This is a genomic window from Anaerostipes sp. CAG:276, from assembly GCF_000432215.1.
GTDB classification, from domain to species: Bacteria; Bacillota; Clostridia; order Lachnospirales; family Lachnospiraceae; genus Anaerostipes; species Anaerostipes caccae.
The window spans coordinates 143,297-158,061 of the sequence record NZ_FR889195.1 but is presented as its reverse complement, the minus strand read 5'-3'; the positions used below and the strand labels follow the sequence as shown (position 1 = coordinate 158,061).

Below are 14,765 nucleotides of genomic sequence, written 5' to 3'. Positions count from 1 at the left end.
GAGGAGAAAGATGAGAAATAAAATAATTGATTTAATTACAGATTCTATTAAGGAATTGGACAGAGAGACAGTGAGCCGTATTTTAGAAATACCTCCTCAGGAGGATATGGGTGATTTCGCATTTCCATGTTTTCAGCTGGCTAAAATTTTCCGAAAAGCTCCAACTATAATAGCACAGGAGGTAGCAGAAAAGATAAAAAAAACAGATTTTGTCTCTAAGACGGCAGCTATGGGGCCTTATGTAAATTTCTTTATTGACAGAACAATGTTTGTAAGTGAAATGTTAAAACAGGTTTCTGTGGATAACTATGGAAGTTCTGAGATTGGATGTGGAAAAACTATCTGTATCGATTATTCTTCTCCGAATGTGGCAAAGAATTTTCATGTCGGTCATCTGAGGACCACACTGATTGGAAATTCTATTTACCGTATTTATAAAAAGCTTGGTTATCGGGTAGAGAGAATCAATCATTTGGGTGACTGGGGCACTCAGTTTGGAAAATTAATCGTTGCCTATAAAAAATGGGGAAGCAAAGAGGCTGTGGAACAAAACGGTATATCTGAACTGATGAAGATTTATGTAAAGTTTCATGAAGAAGCAGAAAAGGACGATACTTTAAATGATGAGGCCCGGGCATGGTTTGTGAAGATGGAGCAGGGTGATGAAGAGGCTCTTTCTATCTGGGAGTGGTTTAAAGATATAAGTTTAATTGAATATAAAAGAATTTATGAACTTTTGGATGTAGATTTTGACTCTTATGCCGGTGAAAGCTTTTACAGGGACAAGACTTCTGCCGTTGTGGATGAGTTAAAGAAAAAAGGAATGCTGAAAGAAAGTGAAGGCGCCTTTATCGTTGATCTGGAGAAATATGATATGACCCCTTGTCTGATTATGAAAAAGGATGGAAGTTCTATTTATGCTACCAGGGATCTTGCCGCTATTTTTTATCGGAAAAAAACATATGATTTTGAAAAATGTATCTATGTGACCGGTATGGAACAGAAACTTCACTTTGCACAGGTGTTCAAGGTGGTGGAACTCATGGGATATGAGTGGGCCAAAACAGATTTGATTCATGTACCTTATGGGTTGGTTAGTCTGGAAGGCGGAAAACTTTCTACCAGAAGCGGCAATATTATTTATGCAGAAGATATTCTCCGTGAATCTGTATCAAAAATCAAAGAGGTCATCAATGATAAAAACCCGGATTTACAGGATAAAGAAGAAGTTGCAAAGATGGTAGGTATTGGTGCCATTATTTTCAATGATCTTTATAATCAGAGAATAAAGGATGTCACATTCAGCTGGGATAAGATTCATAGCTTTGATGGTGAGACGGGCCCTTATGTTCAGTACACTTATGCACGTGCTGCCAGTGTTTTGAGAAAGACTGGAATAACGGATGTGCCAGAAGAAATAGATTCTTCTTTATTGACAGATGAAGCATCGGTTTCCTTATTAAAAGAATTGATCCGTTTTCCAGAAGTTGTAGAGACAGCAGCAGAACGTCTGGAACCTTCGGTTGTTGCAAGATTTGTTATGTCTGTCGCCCAGGCATTTAATCATTTTTATCATGAAAATCAATGTAATGTGGAAGATGAAAAACTCAAAAGGGCAAGGGTTAAGTTAGTAATAATTGCAAAGGAAGCAATCAAAGACGGCCTCGATCTTCTTGGAATGAAGTGTCCGGAACAGATGTAGTAAGAATGTAAAGTTGGGTAAAGCAGATATGAAATTTCATATCTGCTTTGTTTTTATGTTTCACGTGAAACATTATTGTATTTATTTTCATGTTTCACGTGAAACATCTGGAAATGAAAAGTTGTAAGTGATATAATATTTCTTAAAAGGAGATTATATAATATGGGAAGAATTATCGCAATTGCTAACCAAAAGGGCGGCGTCGGTAAAACAACGACGGCGGTGAATCTTTCTGCTGCCCTGGCTGCTGCAGGAAAAAAGACACTTATCATAGATATGGACCCTCAGGGAAATACAACAACTGGTCTGGGATTGGACAAAAATGAATTAGAACATACGGTTTATGAAGTGATTTCATCTGAAATTACATTTGATGAATGTATTTGTCCGGAAGTTATTGAAAACTTATCTTTGGCCCCAGCTAACCGTAATCTGGCCGGAGCAGAAATAGAATTGATGACAGTAGACCGCATGCAGTACATACTAAAAGAGAAACTTCAGCCGACTGTCGAAAACTTTGAGTTTATTATCATAGACTGTCCGCCTGCCCTGGGAATGCTCACAGTCAACGCTATGACGGCTGCAGATACCGTAATTGTACCAATTCAATGTGAATTTTACGCACTGGATGGATTGACACAGTTAATGTATACGATTGAGTTGATACAGAAGAGTCTTAATCCTGACTTGAAAATTGAAGGTGCAGTGTTTACTATGTATGATGCCAGAACAAATTTATCGCTGCAAGTTGTAGAAAATGTAAAATCATATTTGAACCAAAATATTTATAAGACAATTATTCCGAGAAACGTGCGTTTGGCAGAGGCACCGAGCCATGGACTTCCGATTAATTTGTATGATCCTAAGTCAGTTGGTGCAGAGAGCTATCAAATGCTCGCAGAAGAAGTCATTGCAAACGGAGGAAAAGAGGAATGACGACGAAAAAGAAAACAGGATTAGGACGGGGACTGAACACATTGATACCAAGTGCTCCGGTTAAGGACACCGAATCAGAAAAGATTTTAAAAAAAGAAGAGCAAATAAAATCGGAGATTATGGTACCGATATTGAAAGTAGAACCAAATCCGAATCAGCCCAGAAGACAGTTCGATGATGATTCTCTTCAAGAGCTGGCGGATTCGGTCAAGCAGTATGGAATTCTTCAGCCGCTGATTGTAAAAAAACATGATAAATTTTATGAGATCATCGCGGGAGAGCGCAGATGGAGAGCAGCTAAATTAGCGGGCTTAAAAGAAGTGCCGGTGCTGATTAGAGATTATGCAGAAAATGAAATAGTAGAAATTGCATTGATCGAAAATATTCAAAGAGAAGATTTAAATCCCATTGAAGAAGCACTGGCTTACAAAAGGCTTATGGAGGAATTTTCACTGAAGCAGGACCAGGTGGCGGCAAAAGTTTCGAAGAGCCGTGCTGCCATCACGAATTCACTGAGACTTTTGAAACTGGATCAGAGGGTCCAAAATTTGTTGTCGGAAGAAATGATCACTACGGGGCATGCCCGCGCACTTCTGGCGATTGAAGATCCCGATCAGCAATATGAGACTGCGATGAAAGTTTTCGATGAGAAACTCAGTGTCAGAGAAATTGAGAAGCTTGTAAAACAGATGTCAAAGAAAAAGAAGGAAACTCCGAAAGAGGAGAATAAAGTTCAGGAATTTCTGTTTGCCAATATAGAAGAATCCTTGAAACAGGCACTCGGCAGCAAAGTGAATATAAAGAATCGAAATAACAAAGGAAAGATTGAGATAGAGTACTACTCAAAAGAAGAGCTGGATCGTTTAGTTGATATGCTGAGAACGTTATAGGAGGAATGAAATGACAACAGACATTACAATTTTTGGAATTGACTTATTTTATATTTTATGCGGCTTAGCCGGTGTATGTACCCTGGCACTGCTTTTAATTGTAGTATTGCTGGTGAAGACCAGCAGGTTAAAAAAGAAGTACCGCATGTTTATGAAGGGGGAAAATGGAAAGTCCCTTGAAAAGACTTTTGTAAAACATTTTGATGAATTGGAAAGAATTGAAGAAAATCATAAAATACTTGATGAAGAAATGGGAAGACTGAAAGATAAGCTTCAATTATCATATTCCAAAATGCAGGTTTTAAAATATAATGCATTTAAAGAAATGGGCGGAGAGACGAGTTTTGCGATTGCACTTTTGGATCACAGGAACAATGGAATTGTATTGAATGCCATGAGCAACCGTTATGGAAGTTATATGTATGCAAAAGAAATTAAAGATGGCCGTTCAGAGGTAGCACTTTCTAAAGAAGAGCAGATTGTGTTGGAAGATTGTATGAATAAATAAACATATCAGGAGGAAATCATGTTAGACATTAAATTTGTGAGAGAAAACCCGGAAGCAGTAAAACAGAACATTAAAAATAAGTTCCAGGACCGCAAACTGCCGCTGGTAGATGAAGTCTTAGAATTAGATGAAAAAAACAGAGAGATCAAACAGGAAGTTCAGTCTCTGAGAGCCAACAGGAATAAGATTTCCAAACAAATTGGCGGATTGATGGCACAGGGAAAAAAAGAAGAAGCCGAGCAGCTGAAACAGGAAGTGTCAAACCAGGCCGGCAGGATTGAGGAACTGACAGAGGAAGAAAAAAAAGTAGAAGAAAAAATCTTAAAAATCATGATGACCATTCCGAATATCATTGATCCGTCAGTGCCGATTGGAAAAGATGACAGTGAAAATGTAGAGATCGAGAAATTCGGTGAACCGATTGTCCCTGACTTTGAGATTCCTTATCACACGGAAATTATGGAAAACTTCAGCGGTATTGATCTGGACAGTGCAAGAAAAGTGGCAGGCCAGGGATTTTATTATTTGATGGGAGATATTGCGAGGCTTCATTCGGCAGTCATCTCTTATGCCCGCGATTTTATGATCAACAGAGGATTTACTTACTGTGTGCCGCCGTTTATGATCAGAAGTAATGTTGTGACCGGCGTCATGAGTTTTGACGAGATGGATGCCATGATGTATAAGATAGAAGGGGAAGATCTCTATTTGATCGGAACGAGTGAACACTCTATGATCGGTAAATTTATCGATACGATGATTCAGGAAGAAGAACTTCCGAAGACCCTGACAAGCTATTCCCCATGTTTCCGGAAGGAAAAAGGAGCTCATGGACTGGAGGAGAGGGGAGTTTACAGAATCCATCAATTTGAAAAACAGGAAATGATCGTTGTATGTAAACCGGAAGAAAGTATGGACTGGTATGAAAAACTGTGGAAAAATACCGTAGATCTGTTCCGTTCTCTGGATATTCCGGTCCGGACATTGGAGTGCTGTTCCGGAGACCTGGCTGATCTCAAAGTAAAATCAGTAGATGTAGAGGCATGGTCTCCGCGTCAGAAAAAATACTTTGAGGTAGGAAGCTGTTCTAATCTTGGAGATGCACAGGCACGGAGATTAAAGATCCGTGTGAATGGAGAAGACGGCAAGTACTACGCCCATACATTGAACAACACGGTCGTTGCACCGCCTCGAATGCTGATCGCATTTTTGGAAAATAATCTTCAGGCAGACGGGAGTGTGAAGATACCGGAGGCACTTCAGCCTTATATGGGCGGAATGAACGTCATTCAGTAAAGGATTTTATATGGAAAAAGCAAAGATTATTTTAGTGGAAGATAATCAGAAGATTCAGAAAGAACTCTGTGAGTTTCTGAGCAGATATGATTATGAGACAAAAGCACTCAATAACTTTGAAAATATAGTGGAGGATATCCTGAAGGAAAGGGCTGATCTGGTCCTTCTGGACATCAACCTTCCCGTGTACGACGGATATTATATATGCCGTGCGGTCAGAGAAAAATCGGATGTCCCGATCATCGTCGTCACAAGCAGAGACAGCGAGATGGATGAGCTGATGAGCATGAATCTGGGAGCCGATGATTTTATTTCTAAGCCGTATAACACACAGATTCTTGTGGCACGGATATCTTCTCTGCTCAAACGTACAAAACATGTGAAAGAAGACTGGCAGATGACTCATAAGGGACTTTTGATCAATCTGTCAAACAGTACGGCATGCCACGGAAAAGAGCAGATAGAACTGAGCAAAAATGAAGTGAAGATTCTGTCTGTGCTTGTGAAGCATAAAGAGAAGATCGTTTCCAGAGATAATCTGATGGAAGAACTGTGGCAGTCCAATGAATTTGTAGATGACAATACACTGACGGTAAATATCAACAGGCTCAGAAAAAAACTGGATTCCATTGGGCTTGCCGATTATATTGTCACAAAGAGAGGGCAGGGGTATCTTGTATGAGCTTCAGGGCATATTTAAGAGATAAGTCATTATTTTTTGGACTTCAGATATTTTATCTGGCTTTTCTCGTATGGATGCTGAATCTGTTCCACGCCACAACCTTTGCTATTATATATCTGCTGTGTCTGTACTTTATTCTTATGATTCTTGCACTGGGAAATGAATATTTTAAGAGAAAACGTTTTTATGAGACGGCGCTGGAAAGTATGGATTCCTTAGATAAAAAATTTATGCTCCCGGAGCTTCTTGACAGGCCTGATTTTACAGAGGGAAAAATATTTTATGACTGTCTGTCACAGACCAATAAGTCTATGAGCGATGAAGTGGCAGTGTATAAGATCTCTGCCCAGGATTACAGAGAGTATGTAGAAATGTGGATTCACGAGGTGAAGACGCCCATTGCCGCTTCCAGGCTCATGATAGAAAATAATCCGTCTGAGGTGACAAAAAATATCAGCGAAGAACTGGAAGAAGTGGAATACTATCTTGAGCAGGCGCTGTATTATTCCAGAAGCAACGGAGTAGAGAAGGACTATATTGTAAAACGTATGAATCTGAATTCCATGGTTCAGGAACTGATCCGCAGTAATTCCAAGATTTTGATCCAGTCGAAGGTAAAGGTAAGCCTTGAAAATCTGGATTATGATGTTTATACGGATGAAAAATGGATGTCATTTATTCTAAAGCAGGTATTGATCAATGCAGTAAAGTATCGCAAAGATCATCCTGAAATCCGGTTTACGGCAGCAGATGAAAAGGAACAGGTACAGCTTTATATAGAGGATAACGGCATCGGAATATCAGGAAAAGATCTTCCAAGAGTTATGGAAAAGGGTTATACGGGGACTACAGGAAGGAAGTATGCCAAATCCACGGGAATGGGATTGTATCTTTGCAGAAAGCTCTCAGATAAGCTTGGAATTGGATTTGCTGTCCGGTCAAAAGAAGGAGAAGGCACACAGATTAAAATCACATTTCCAAAAAATTCATTTGTGTATATGTAGATAAAAACCGCTGGACATAAGAATGTCAGCGGTTTTGTGTTATTTTGGATCATGTTCATCTGCATTTGGGCAGTCTTTGATATTTATTACCGGAGGACGGAAGGGATATAACTCCTCATAGGATTCCATCGCTGCCTCAGACTCTGGATTGGCAGGAATTAGTCCGGTACAGTCAGTCGTGGAACAGGTAGAACACATATCAAAAATGTTTTCATCGATTTCTTCATTGGTCAGTTCTTTTTTCTTTTTCATGATATCAACCTCCTTGTTGAGATACAATTAGTATGGTTGGTCCATGAAAAAAATATCATTCAAGAAGATTTTTCTAAAATTTTATTTGTCTAATAATATTAAGGCGATGATTTCCAGGTCTGTGTCACCGATATTTTCAATGCCGTGACCGCATCCGCTCATAGTATATGTAGTATCCCCTGCATTCACTTCATATTCGGTACCATTGTCATTGTACATGCCTTTTCCGGCTAAAATATGATAGGCTTCTCCTTCCTTTTCGTGGACATGATAGCCGAAGGAGCATCCCGGCGGGATGATGATTTTGCCGAACAGACGGCTGCTTTCTTTCATCTCTTCCTTTGTCAGAAAAGAAGTCTTCCGGATCGTTCCTTTGCCTCCCCGTGCATTTTCTACACTCTCAAACTTTACATCTTCATTTTTTAAATACATAGCTTTACCTCCATTTTTCTTGGTTATAGTATCAGTATAGAGGATAGCTTTTTAAATTACAATCCAAATAGAAAGTGACAAAAGTGTAAGTTTGCTGTAAGGCAGTTCGATGGATAGAGTAAACAGACAGTGATATAGTAAGGATAACATAAAGAAAGCAAAGGAGAATTGGGATATGAAAACAGTATTGCAAGTTCAAAATATGGAAAAATATTATGGAAACAAAGGAAATGTGACAAAGGCTGTGGACGGCATCAGCTTTGACGTGGAAAAGGGTGAATACATCGGTATTATGGGAGCGTCCGGAAGCGGAAAAACTACGCTGCTTAACTGTATTTCCACGATTGACCGTGTGACCTCGGGCCACATCTTTATAGACGGAATGGATGTGACAAAACTAAAAGGGAAACATCTTTCCAAGTTCCGGAGGGAACAGCTGGGATTTATCTTTCAGGATTTCAACCTGCTGGATACACTGACTGCCTATGAAAATATAGCGCTGGCTCTGACCATTATGAAAACTCCGGCAAAGGAAATTGATGACAGGGTAAAATCAATCGCGGAAAAATTAATGATAACAAAAGAACTGTCCAAGTATCCGTATCAGCTTTCCGGAGGACAGAAGCAGAGAGTGGCAAGCGCAAGGGCTATGGTAACCGACCCGTCCCTGATTCTGGCCGATGAGCCAACCGGAGCACTGGACAGCAAGTCTGCAAGAATGCTTTTAGACAGTATGGAAACTATGAACGCGGAACTGCATGCCACAATTCTTATGGTGACTCACGATGCGTTTACGGCAAGCTACTGTAAGCGGATTCTGTTTATCAAAGACGGTAAGATTTTTAATGAACTTGTGAGAGGCAGGGATTCCAGAAAAGAGTTTTTTGACCGCATCATTGAAGTGGTGACATTGCTTGGAGGTGACAGTACAAATGTATTCTAAATTAGCGTTTGGAAATGTAAAAAAGAGCATAAAAGATTTTACGGTATATTTTTTGACGCTGACATTCGGTGTCTGCCTGTTTTATGTATTTAACTCTATCGGCAGTCAGGAAGCGATGCTTAAAATTAATGAGTCACAGAAAAGTATCATTGAAATGCTTCAGATGGCAATCAGTTCGTTGTCTGTGTTTATTGCAGTAATTCTTGGGTTTCTTGTGATCTATGCCAACAGGTTTTTGATCAAAAGGCGGAAGAAAGAGCTTGGACTTTACCTGTGCCTGGGAATGGATAAACGGCAGGTTTCTAAAGTACTGATCATCGAAACCTTGTTTATTGGGGTGTTTGCACTGGCAGCAGGACTTCTGGCCGGAGTATTTTTATCTCAGGGGCTGTCTGCGGTAACTGCAAAAATGTTTATGGTAGAGATGAAGGAATTTACTTTTGTATTTTCCGGAGAAGCATTTATAAAGACGATCATTTACTTTGCGGTTATTTTCCTGATCGTTATGATCTTTAATACGTTCAGTATATCCAAGGTAAAGGTCATTGACCTTTTAACAGCAAATAAAAAGAATGAAGATTTAAAAGTTAAGAAACTGGGAGTTTCTGTTGTATTGTTTTTGATTTCTGTGGCCTGCATCGGATTTGCCTATCACTGTATCCGGGAAAACGGCATGATGCAGGTAGACGGTCAGTTCTGGATGAGTATTATTTTTGGTACGATTGGTACGTTTTTGTTTTTCCTGTCTCTCTCCGGATTCTTTTTAAGAATTTTGAAAACAAACAAGAAGTTTTATTACCGGAAGCTTAATATGTTTATTTTAAGGCAGATCAATTCAAAGATTACTACAACTTTCGTGTCTATGACACTGCTCTGTTTGATGCTCTTAGTGGCAATCGGTGTATTTTCTACTGGAGCCGGACTGGCGACGACAATGGGCGGAGATATGAAGAAGGCGACACCGTATGATGTATCCTATATTAAATACTTGCCGGAAGAGGAAAAGAACTATAAAGTACAAGCAGATATGAGAAAAGAATTTGAGTCAAAAGGAATCGATATGAACAAATTTGTCGATAAATCATGTATGATCTCTACGAGACTCTATGGAAAACTCAAGTTTAAAGTATTTTTAAATGGCCGTGATAGATTTGTGGATTATCCTAAGGGTGTTAAAGCATCAATGGGAAAATCATCGCCTGAGATTATAGGTTTATCAGACTACAATGAAGCCATGAGAAAACAGGGGAAACAGACGATCAGCCTAAAGTCGAATGAATATGCAGTAAATTGTAATTTTGACAATATGAAGAAGCTGTGGGAAGATGTATGTAAAGACAGGGTAGAGATTAAAATGGACGGCAGAACTCTGACTGCAAAGAGCTCTATGATCGACAGTACCTATTATTCTGCATCTTCTCTGCCGATGGACATGGGAACTTTGATCGTTCCTGACGATGTTGCAGAAAAAATTCCTGTGCATACAGTTGTATACAACTGTCAGTTAAAAGGTGATGCAGAAGAAAATACCCATAAACTAAGTAAACTGATGGAAAGTGTGTATCCCAACAAAACAATGGAGGAAAGAAATAAAGCGCCGTATCACACAGCGGTCTATAGGGTAGAAATGATCGAACAGAGCGCGGGACTGAGCACTGTGATTACCTACATTGCTATTTATATAGGAGCAGTCTTCCTGATTACATGTGCTGCCGTTCTGGCACTGCAGCAGCTCAGTGAAAATTCAGATAACGTGGAAAGATATAATTTGCTGAGAAAAATAGGAGCGGATGAGCGAATGATCAATCACGCTATGCTGGCACAGATTATTATTTATTTTATGGTTCCGCTGAGCCTCGCTCTGGTGCACTCCTATATCGGTGTGAAGGTTGCCAGTAACGTGATCGCAACATTGGGAAATGTAAATGCACTCAACGGCATACTGGCTTCGGGAGGCGCTATCCTCGTGATTTATGGGGGATATATGTTGGCAACATATCTTGGAAGCAAGGCTGTCATCAAGGATAAAAACAGATAATCAGATGATAAAACCATATAAAAAACAGCGGATTTTCGAATATCTGCTGTTTTTTATTTCTTAAAAGGATCTTGTCATGCAGGTTTTTAAGGAATTTTAATGATTGAAAATGCATGATATTGATTGACTTTGAATGAAATGGTGTTATAATAAAAGAAAAAGAGGTGATTTTATGCTGCCGGATGAACGGTTTCGGAGGATTTTAGAGATAATACGGAAAAAACAGTCGGTCACAGTGCAGGAACTGGTAAAACAGATCGGGATATCTGAGTCAACAGTCCGCAGAGACCTGGCGGCTCTGGACAAAAAAGGTCTGCTGCATAAGGTTCACGGAGGAGCCACTTCTATTGATGCGGGATTTGGTGCAGAAGAAACAGTCGCGAAGAAATCTCTGAAAAATGTGGATGAAAAACGCCGGATCGCACAATACTGTGCAGAGATCATCAGGCCGGACGATTTTATTTATCTGGATGCCGGAACGACCACAGAGATGATGATTGATTTTCTGACAGAGAAAAAAGCCTCTTATGTCACCAATGGAATCATGCATGCAAAAAAACTCATGGATTATGGTTTTAGGGTATATTTGATCGGAGGAGAACTGCGTGCAGTAACTGAGGCGGTAGTCGGGGAGGAAGCCCTGGAAAGTCTCAGAAAGTATAACTTTACAAAAGGATTTTTTGGGATCAACGGGATTTCGAAAAAAAGCGGTTTTACAACACCGGATGTAAACGAAGCACTGGTAAAGAAGACAGCTCTTAGTCAATGTCTGGATGCTTATATCTTAGCCGATGCATCTAAATTCGGCAGGATTTCAGCAGTCTGCGTGGCCGGGCTGGATCAGGCAGTCATAGTTACAGGGAAACTTAAGGAACCAAGCTTTTTAAAATATACAGCGATCAAGGAGGTATCAGAATGATTTACACAGTAACATTTAATCCGGCGATTGATTACGTCATCAAGGTGGATGACCTGACTCTTGGGAAGGTAAATCGGACCAAAAGGGAAGATATGTACTGCGGCGGCAAGGGGATTAATGTATCGAATGTACTTGCCAATTTGGGGATCGACAGTGTGGGATTTGGATTTATTGCAGGTTTTACGGGAGATGCCATTGAGACAGGGGCAAAACAGCTGGGATTTAAGCCGGACTTTATCCGTCTCAGAGAAGGCATGACAAGAATCAATGTCAAGATCAAATCAAATGAAGAGAGCGAAATCAACGGACAGGGACCGGATATCCATGAGGATGAACTGGAAATGATGTATCAGAAGCTGGATACATTAAAAGACGGAGATATATTGGTCCTGGCCGGAAGTATTCCGAACACTCTCCCTGAAGATGTATATGAAAAAATTATGGAAAGGCTTCAGGATCGTAAGATTCAGATCGTCGTGGATGCTACGAAAGATTTGTTATTAAACGTTCTGAAGTATCATCCGTTCCTTATCAAGCCGAACAATCATGAATTGGGAGAAATGTTTGGGGTTGAACTGAAAAATAATGAAGAAATCATTGAGTATGGAAAGAAGCTTCAGGAAAAAGGTGCAAGGAATGTTCTCATTTCCATGGCAGGAGATGGAGCAATCCTGATCACAGAGGAAGGGGATGTACACATTTCTCCTTGTCCAAAAGGTGAAGTTAAAAACTCTGTGGGAGCAGGCGATTCTATGGTCGCAGGTTTCCTGACCGGATATCTCAAAGCTGGAGACTATAAAGAAGCATTAAAAATGGGAATTGCCACGGGAAGCGCCAGTGCATTTTCTGAGGATCTTGCAACGAAAGATAAGATTATGGAATTGTATGAGCAGCTTTAGAATAATTTAAATGTCAAGGCAGGAAAAAAGAGAAGTTTTTATGGCTTCTCTTTTTTTTGCACTTATTTGTGAAAAGAAATGTAACGGTGACATTTCTTTTCACAAAAGATGAAAAACCTCAAACTGTTTTTTACAGAGTGCGGATGATATACTCAAACCATAGATGAGGTGATAAATATGAACAAGAGATCTCGGGAAATCTTATCTACTCTGATTCAGAAAAAAGAATATGGGCAGGCGGCACAAATGAAGGAGCTTGCAGAGCAGTTCGGAGTTTCCGTAAGGACCATCCGGAATGACTTGGAGCAGATTAATGAATTTCTCAGCAAAAATGAATTGTCCGGCGTGAGTCTCGGAAAACAAGGCGTCATTGAGACGGGAAAAGATATAAATATGGCAAGGCAGTATCTTTTCCGGGATAATTTTTATTCCTATAAGCTGGAGAAAAACGAGAGAAAGATATTTATGGCGACATTGCTGATCTGTGAAAATGATTACCGGACCCTTTCGGATCTGGCGGACTGCATGTATGTGAGCCGGTCCACAGTGATTCAGGATTTGGAAAGCCTTAAACAGTTTTTCAGGAAGCACAGACTTTATGTTGTCTCCCATTCCAATAAAGGATTGATGTTAGAAGGTGAGGAAAAAAACAAGAGATTATTGTTATTCTCCATGGTAAAAAGCAGTGAATCCGTATACCGGGAGGCACCGGTTTTTGAGAGACTGATCGGTTCTCTGAAAGAGGAGTGCCGGGTAGATATGGAAGATCTGAAGACTATGGAAAAGGTTATCAATCTGGCGGAACATTTTTCGGGAAGGTTTCTCACAGACACTTCCTTCACTGACCTTAAATATTTTCTTCTCTTAAGCCTGTACCGCATGCGGCTTAAAATTTATGCAGAGCAGGACGGCAAGAAAAACAGCAAATATGAAATGGCGGGGTATATATTAAAGCAGCTCAGTGACTTTGCTGGCATTGAGGTTGTGGAGGACGAAGTTAAATTTCTCGGAAGAATATTAAATGAGATGCGTTATATCAAAAAGACGACCAGCAACCAGGAAATTGTTAAGATGCAGGTGATCACAAGAACCTTTATTGAGCATGTTTCTATTGACATCGATTTGAATTTGCAGGGAGATTATATCTTCTATGAAAATCTCATTAATCATCTGGAATCTATGTTTTCATCAGCCATACGGGACAACACGGTGAGTTCAGTGGTGACAGAAGTCCTGGAGCGCTATCCGAAGATACAGAAAGCTGTACAAAACAATGTATTTGTCCTGGAAGATTACATAGGGCGGAAGCTTAATGAGGTAGAAATCTCATATATTGTGGTGCATATCTGTGCCGCAATTGAAAGAAACAGAAACTCCGCGGAGCGTTATTCGGTAATTCTGGTATGCAACGGAGGAATCGGAACATCCCAGCTTCTTCTGGCCAGGCTTAAAAAGTATTTCAATTTTCATGTAGCAGATATCATACCGGCTCATGATCTTAAGAATGTGGCTGTTGACGAGGCTGATGTGATTCTCTCTACAGTAGCTCTGGACACCGATTTAGAGTATATCCAGGTGGACCCTCTGCTGAATGACGGAGACTGCATCAATGTAGGGAAAAAACTTTCGAGGCTGAAAGGAAACCGGAGCACCGGTAAAAAACAGACGAAGAAAGAAAAGCCTGAGGCGGTTCATATGAAGCGGATCAAGGAAATCCTTACTTCAGATACGGACCCGGAAAAAATGATATTTAAAATAGAAGAGGTCGTCAATGAGTTCTTTCACAAAGAGGTGAGCCTGCCTCTGGCTGAAATGCTTCCAAAGCAGGCCATAAGGCTGAATGTGAGCTGTAAAACCTGGCAGGAAGCCGTCAGACAATCGGCTCAGTATCTGCTTGAAAATGATTGTATCGAGGAAAGATATATAAGTTCCATGATAAAGAATGTGGAGCAGAACGGCCCTTATATTCTCGTGGCACCGGGGTTCGCACTGCCCCATGAAGCTTTAAATGCCGGTGCAAAAAAGGTGGGTATGAGCCTGATCAGACTGGATGAGCCGGTAGTATTCGGTAAACCGGAGTTTGATCCTGTGGAGTGGGTCTGCTGTTTAAGCGCAATTAACAAAGAAACACATTTAAAGGCTATGTTCCATCTCGTGAATCTGTTTCACAATGAGAAGTTTCGAGATAAAATACGGCCGGCCCAAAGCAGAGATGAAGTCTATAACGCAATCAAACGATATGAATATGAAATGAGGTAATGCAG

At 40.2% G+C, this 14,765-nt stretch carries 14 protein-coding genes; 12 read left to right on the top strand and 2 right to left on the bottom strand.

The window, feature by feature from the left end:
- Nucleotides 1-10 precede the first annotated feature (10 nt).
- From argS to QVP35_RS10415, 7 genes are all read left to right on the top strand, one after another.
- On the top strand, nucleotides 11-1,702 hold the full coding sequence (gene argS / locus QVP35_RS10445; RefSeq protein ID WP_022261131.1) for an arginine--tRNA ligase: 1,692 nt from the start codon (nucleotides 11-13) through the stop codon (nucleotides 1,700-1,702).
- Between the two features lie 162 nt (nucleotides 1,703-1,864).
- Nucleotides 1,865-2,638 (top strand): ParA family protein, encoded by a 774-nt coding sequence (locus QVP35_RS10440; RefSeq protein WP_006568125.1) that lies wholly within the window; start codon nucleotides 1,865-1,867, stop codon nucleotides 2,636-2,638.
- Nucleotides 2,635-3,528, top strand: a complete 894-nt coding sequence (locus QVP35_RS10435) for a ParB/RepB/Spo0J family partition protein (RefSeq protein WP_009290233.1) — start codon at nucleotides 2,635-2,637, stop codon at nucleotides 3,526-3,528. Before QVP35_RS10440 ends, QVP35_RS10435 begins: the two co-directional genes overlap by 4 nt.
- Before the next feature lie 10 nt (nucleotides 3,529-3,538).
- On the top strand, nucleotides 3,539-4,036 hold the full coding sequence (locus tag QVP35_RS10430) for a DUF4446 family protein (protein ID WP_009290232.1): 498 nt from the start codon (nucleotides 3,539-3,541) through the stop codon (nucleotides 4,034-4,036).
- A gap of 18 nt (nucleotides 4,037-4,054) precedes the next feature.
- Nucleotides 4,055-5,332 (top strand): serine--tRNA ligase, encoded by a 1,278-nt coding sequence (gene serS, locus QVP35_RS10425; protein ID WP_022261130.1) that lies wholly within the window; start codon nucleotides 4,055-4,057, stop codon nucleotides 5,330-5,332.
- A 10-nt stretch (nucleotides 5,333-5,342) separates the two neighbouring features.
- Nucleotides 5,343-6,014: a response regulator transcription factor gene (locus tag QVP35_RS10420; protein ID WP_009290229.1), complete on the top strand. Its 672-nt coding sequence runs from the start codon at nucleotides 5,343-5,345 to the stop codon at nucleotides 6,012-6,014.
- Nucleotides 6,011-7,018 carry a sensor histidine kinase gene (locus tag QVP35_RS10415; RefSeq protein ID WP_009290228.1) on the top strand — a complete coding sequence of 336 codons (1,008 nt, stop codon included), beginning with the start codon at nucleotides 6,011-6,013 and terminating at the stop codon, nucleotides 7,016-7,018. The genes QVP35_RS10420 and QVP35_RS10415 overlap by 4 nt, the downstream gene beginning before the upstream one ends.
- A gap of 39 nt (nucleotides 7,019-7,057) precedes the next feature.
- Here the strand turns inward: QVP35_RS10415 and QVP35_RS10410 are convergent, their stop codons facing one another.
- Nucleotides 7,058-7,270, bottom strand: coding sequence for a hypothetical protein (locus QVP35_RS10410; RefSeq protein WP_022261129.1), 213 nt, complete (start codon nucleotides 7,268-7,270; stop codon nucleotides 7,058-7,060).
- A gap of 81 nt (nucleotides 7,271-7,351) precedes the next feature.
- A complete protein-coding gene (locus tag QVP35_RS10405) occupies nucleotides 7,352-7,702 on the bottom strand; it encodes a cupin domain-containing protein (RefSeq protein WP_006568132.1) in 351 nt (116 codons plus the stop codon).
- 175 nt (nucleotides 7,703-7,877) lie between these two features.
- Between QVP35_RS10405 and QVP35_RS10400 the strand changes: the two genes are divergently transcribed.
- From QVP35_RS10400 to QVP35_RS10380, 5 genes are all read left to right on the top strand, one after another.
- Nucleotides 7,878-8,645, top strand: coding sequence for an ABC transporter ATP-binding protein (locus tag QVP35_RS10400; protein WP_009290226.1), 768 nt, complete (start codon nucleotides 7,878-7,880; stop codon nucleotides 8,643-8,645).
- The gene (locus QVP35_RS10395) at nucleotides 8,635-10,683 is read left to right on the top strand and encodes an ABC transporter permease (RefSeq protein ID WP_009290225.1); all 2,049 of its coding nucleotides are present in this window, start codon (nucleotides 8,635-8,637) and stop codon (nucleotides 10,681-10,683) included. Before QVP35_RS10400 ends, QVP35_RS10395 begins: the two co-directional genes overlap by 11 nt.
- A gap of 172 nt (nucleotides 10,684-10,855) precedes the next feature.
- Entirely contained in the window at nucleotides 10,856-11,602 is a 747-nt protein-coding gene (locus tag QVP35_RS10390) for a DeoR/GlpR family DNA-binding transcription regulator (protein WP_009290224.1), read from the top strand.
- On the top strand, nucleotides 11,599-12,501 hold the full coding sequence (pfkB, locus tag QVP35_RS10385) for a 1-phosphofructokinase (RefSeq protein ID WP_006568138.1): 903 nt from the start codon (nucleotides 11,599-11,601) through the stop codon (nucleotides 12,499-12,501). Before QVP35_RS10390 ends, pfkB begins: the two co-directional genes overlap by 4 nt.
- Before the next feature lie 177 nt (nucleotides 12,502-12,678).
- On the top strand, nucleotides 12,679-14,760 hold the full coding sequence (locus QVP35_RS10380) for a BglG family transcription antiterminator (protein WP_022261128.1): 2,082 nt from the start codon (nucleotides 12,679-12,681) through the stop codon (nucleotides 14,758-14,760).
- Nucleotides 14,761-14,765 lie beyond the last annotated feature (5 nt).

Bases quoted from the DNA above. Each gene is read 5' to 3' on its own strand.
- argS (WP_022261131.1), top strand. From the start codon at position 11: ATGAGAAATAAAATAATTGATTTAATTACAGATTCTATTAAGGAATTG.
- QVP35_RS10440 (WP_006568125.1), top strand. From the start codon at position 1,865: ATGGGAAGAATTATCGCAATTGCTAACCAAAAGGGCGGCGTCGGTAAA.
- QVP35_RS10435 (WP_009290233.1), top strand. From the start codon at position 2,635: ATGACGACGAAAAAGAAAACAGGATTAGGACGGGGACTGAACACATTG.
- QVP35_RS10430 (WP_009290232.1), top strand. From the start codon at position 3,539: ATGACAACAGACATTACAATTTTTGGAATTGACTTATTTTATATTTTA.
- serS (WP_022261130.1), top strand. From the start codon at position 4,055: ATGTTAGACATTAAATTTGTGAGAGAAAACCCGGAAGCAGTAAAACAG.
- QVP35_RS10420 (WP_009290229.1), top strand. From the start codon at position 5,343: ATGGAAAAAGCAAAGATTATTTTAGTGGAAGATAATCAGAAGATTCAG.
- QVP35_RS10415 (WP_009290228.1), top strand. From the start codon at position 6,011: ATGAGCTTCAGGGCATATTTAAGAGATAAGTCATTATTTTTTGGACTT.
- QVP35_RS10410 (WP_022261129.1), bottom strand. From the start codon at position 7,270: ATGAAAAAGAAAAAAGAACTGACCAATGAAGAAATCGATGAAAACATT.
- QVP35_RS10405 (WP_006568132.1), bottom strand. From the start codon at position 7,702: ATGTATTTAAAAAATGAAGATGTAAAGTTTGAGAGTGTAGAAAATGCA.
- QVP35_RS10400 (WP_009290226.1), top strand. From the start codon at position 7,878: ATGAAAACAGTATTGCAAGTTCAAAATATGGAAAAATATTATGGAAAC.
- QVP35_RS10395 (WP_009290225.1), top strand. From the start codon at position 8,635: ATGTATTCTAAATTAGCGTTTGGAAATGTAAAAAAGAGCATAAAAGAT.
- QVP35_RS10390 (WP_009290224.1), top strand. From the start codon at position 10,856: ATGCTGCCGGATGAACGGTTTCGGAGGATTTTAGAGATAATACGGAAA.
- pfkB (WP_006568138.1), top strand. From the start codon at position 11,599: ATGATTTACACAGTAACATTTAATCCGGCGATTGATTACGTCATCAAG.
- QVP35_RS10380 (WP_022261128.1), top strand. From the start codon at position 12,679: ATGAACAAGAGATCTCGGGAAATCTTATCTACTCTGATTCAGAAAAAA.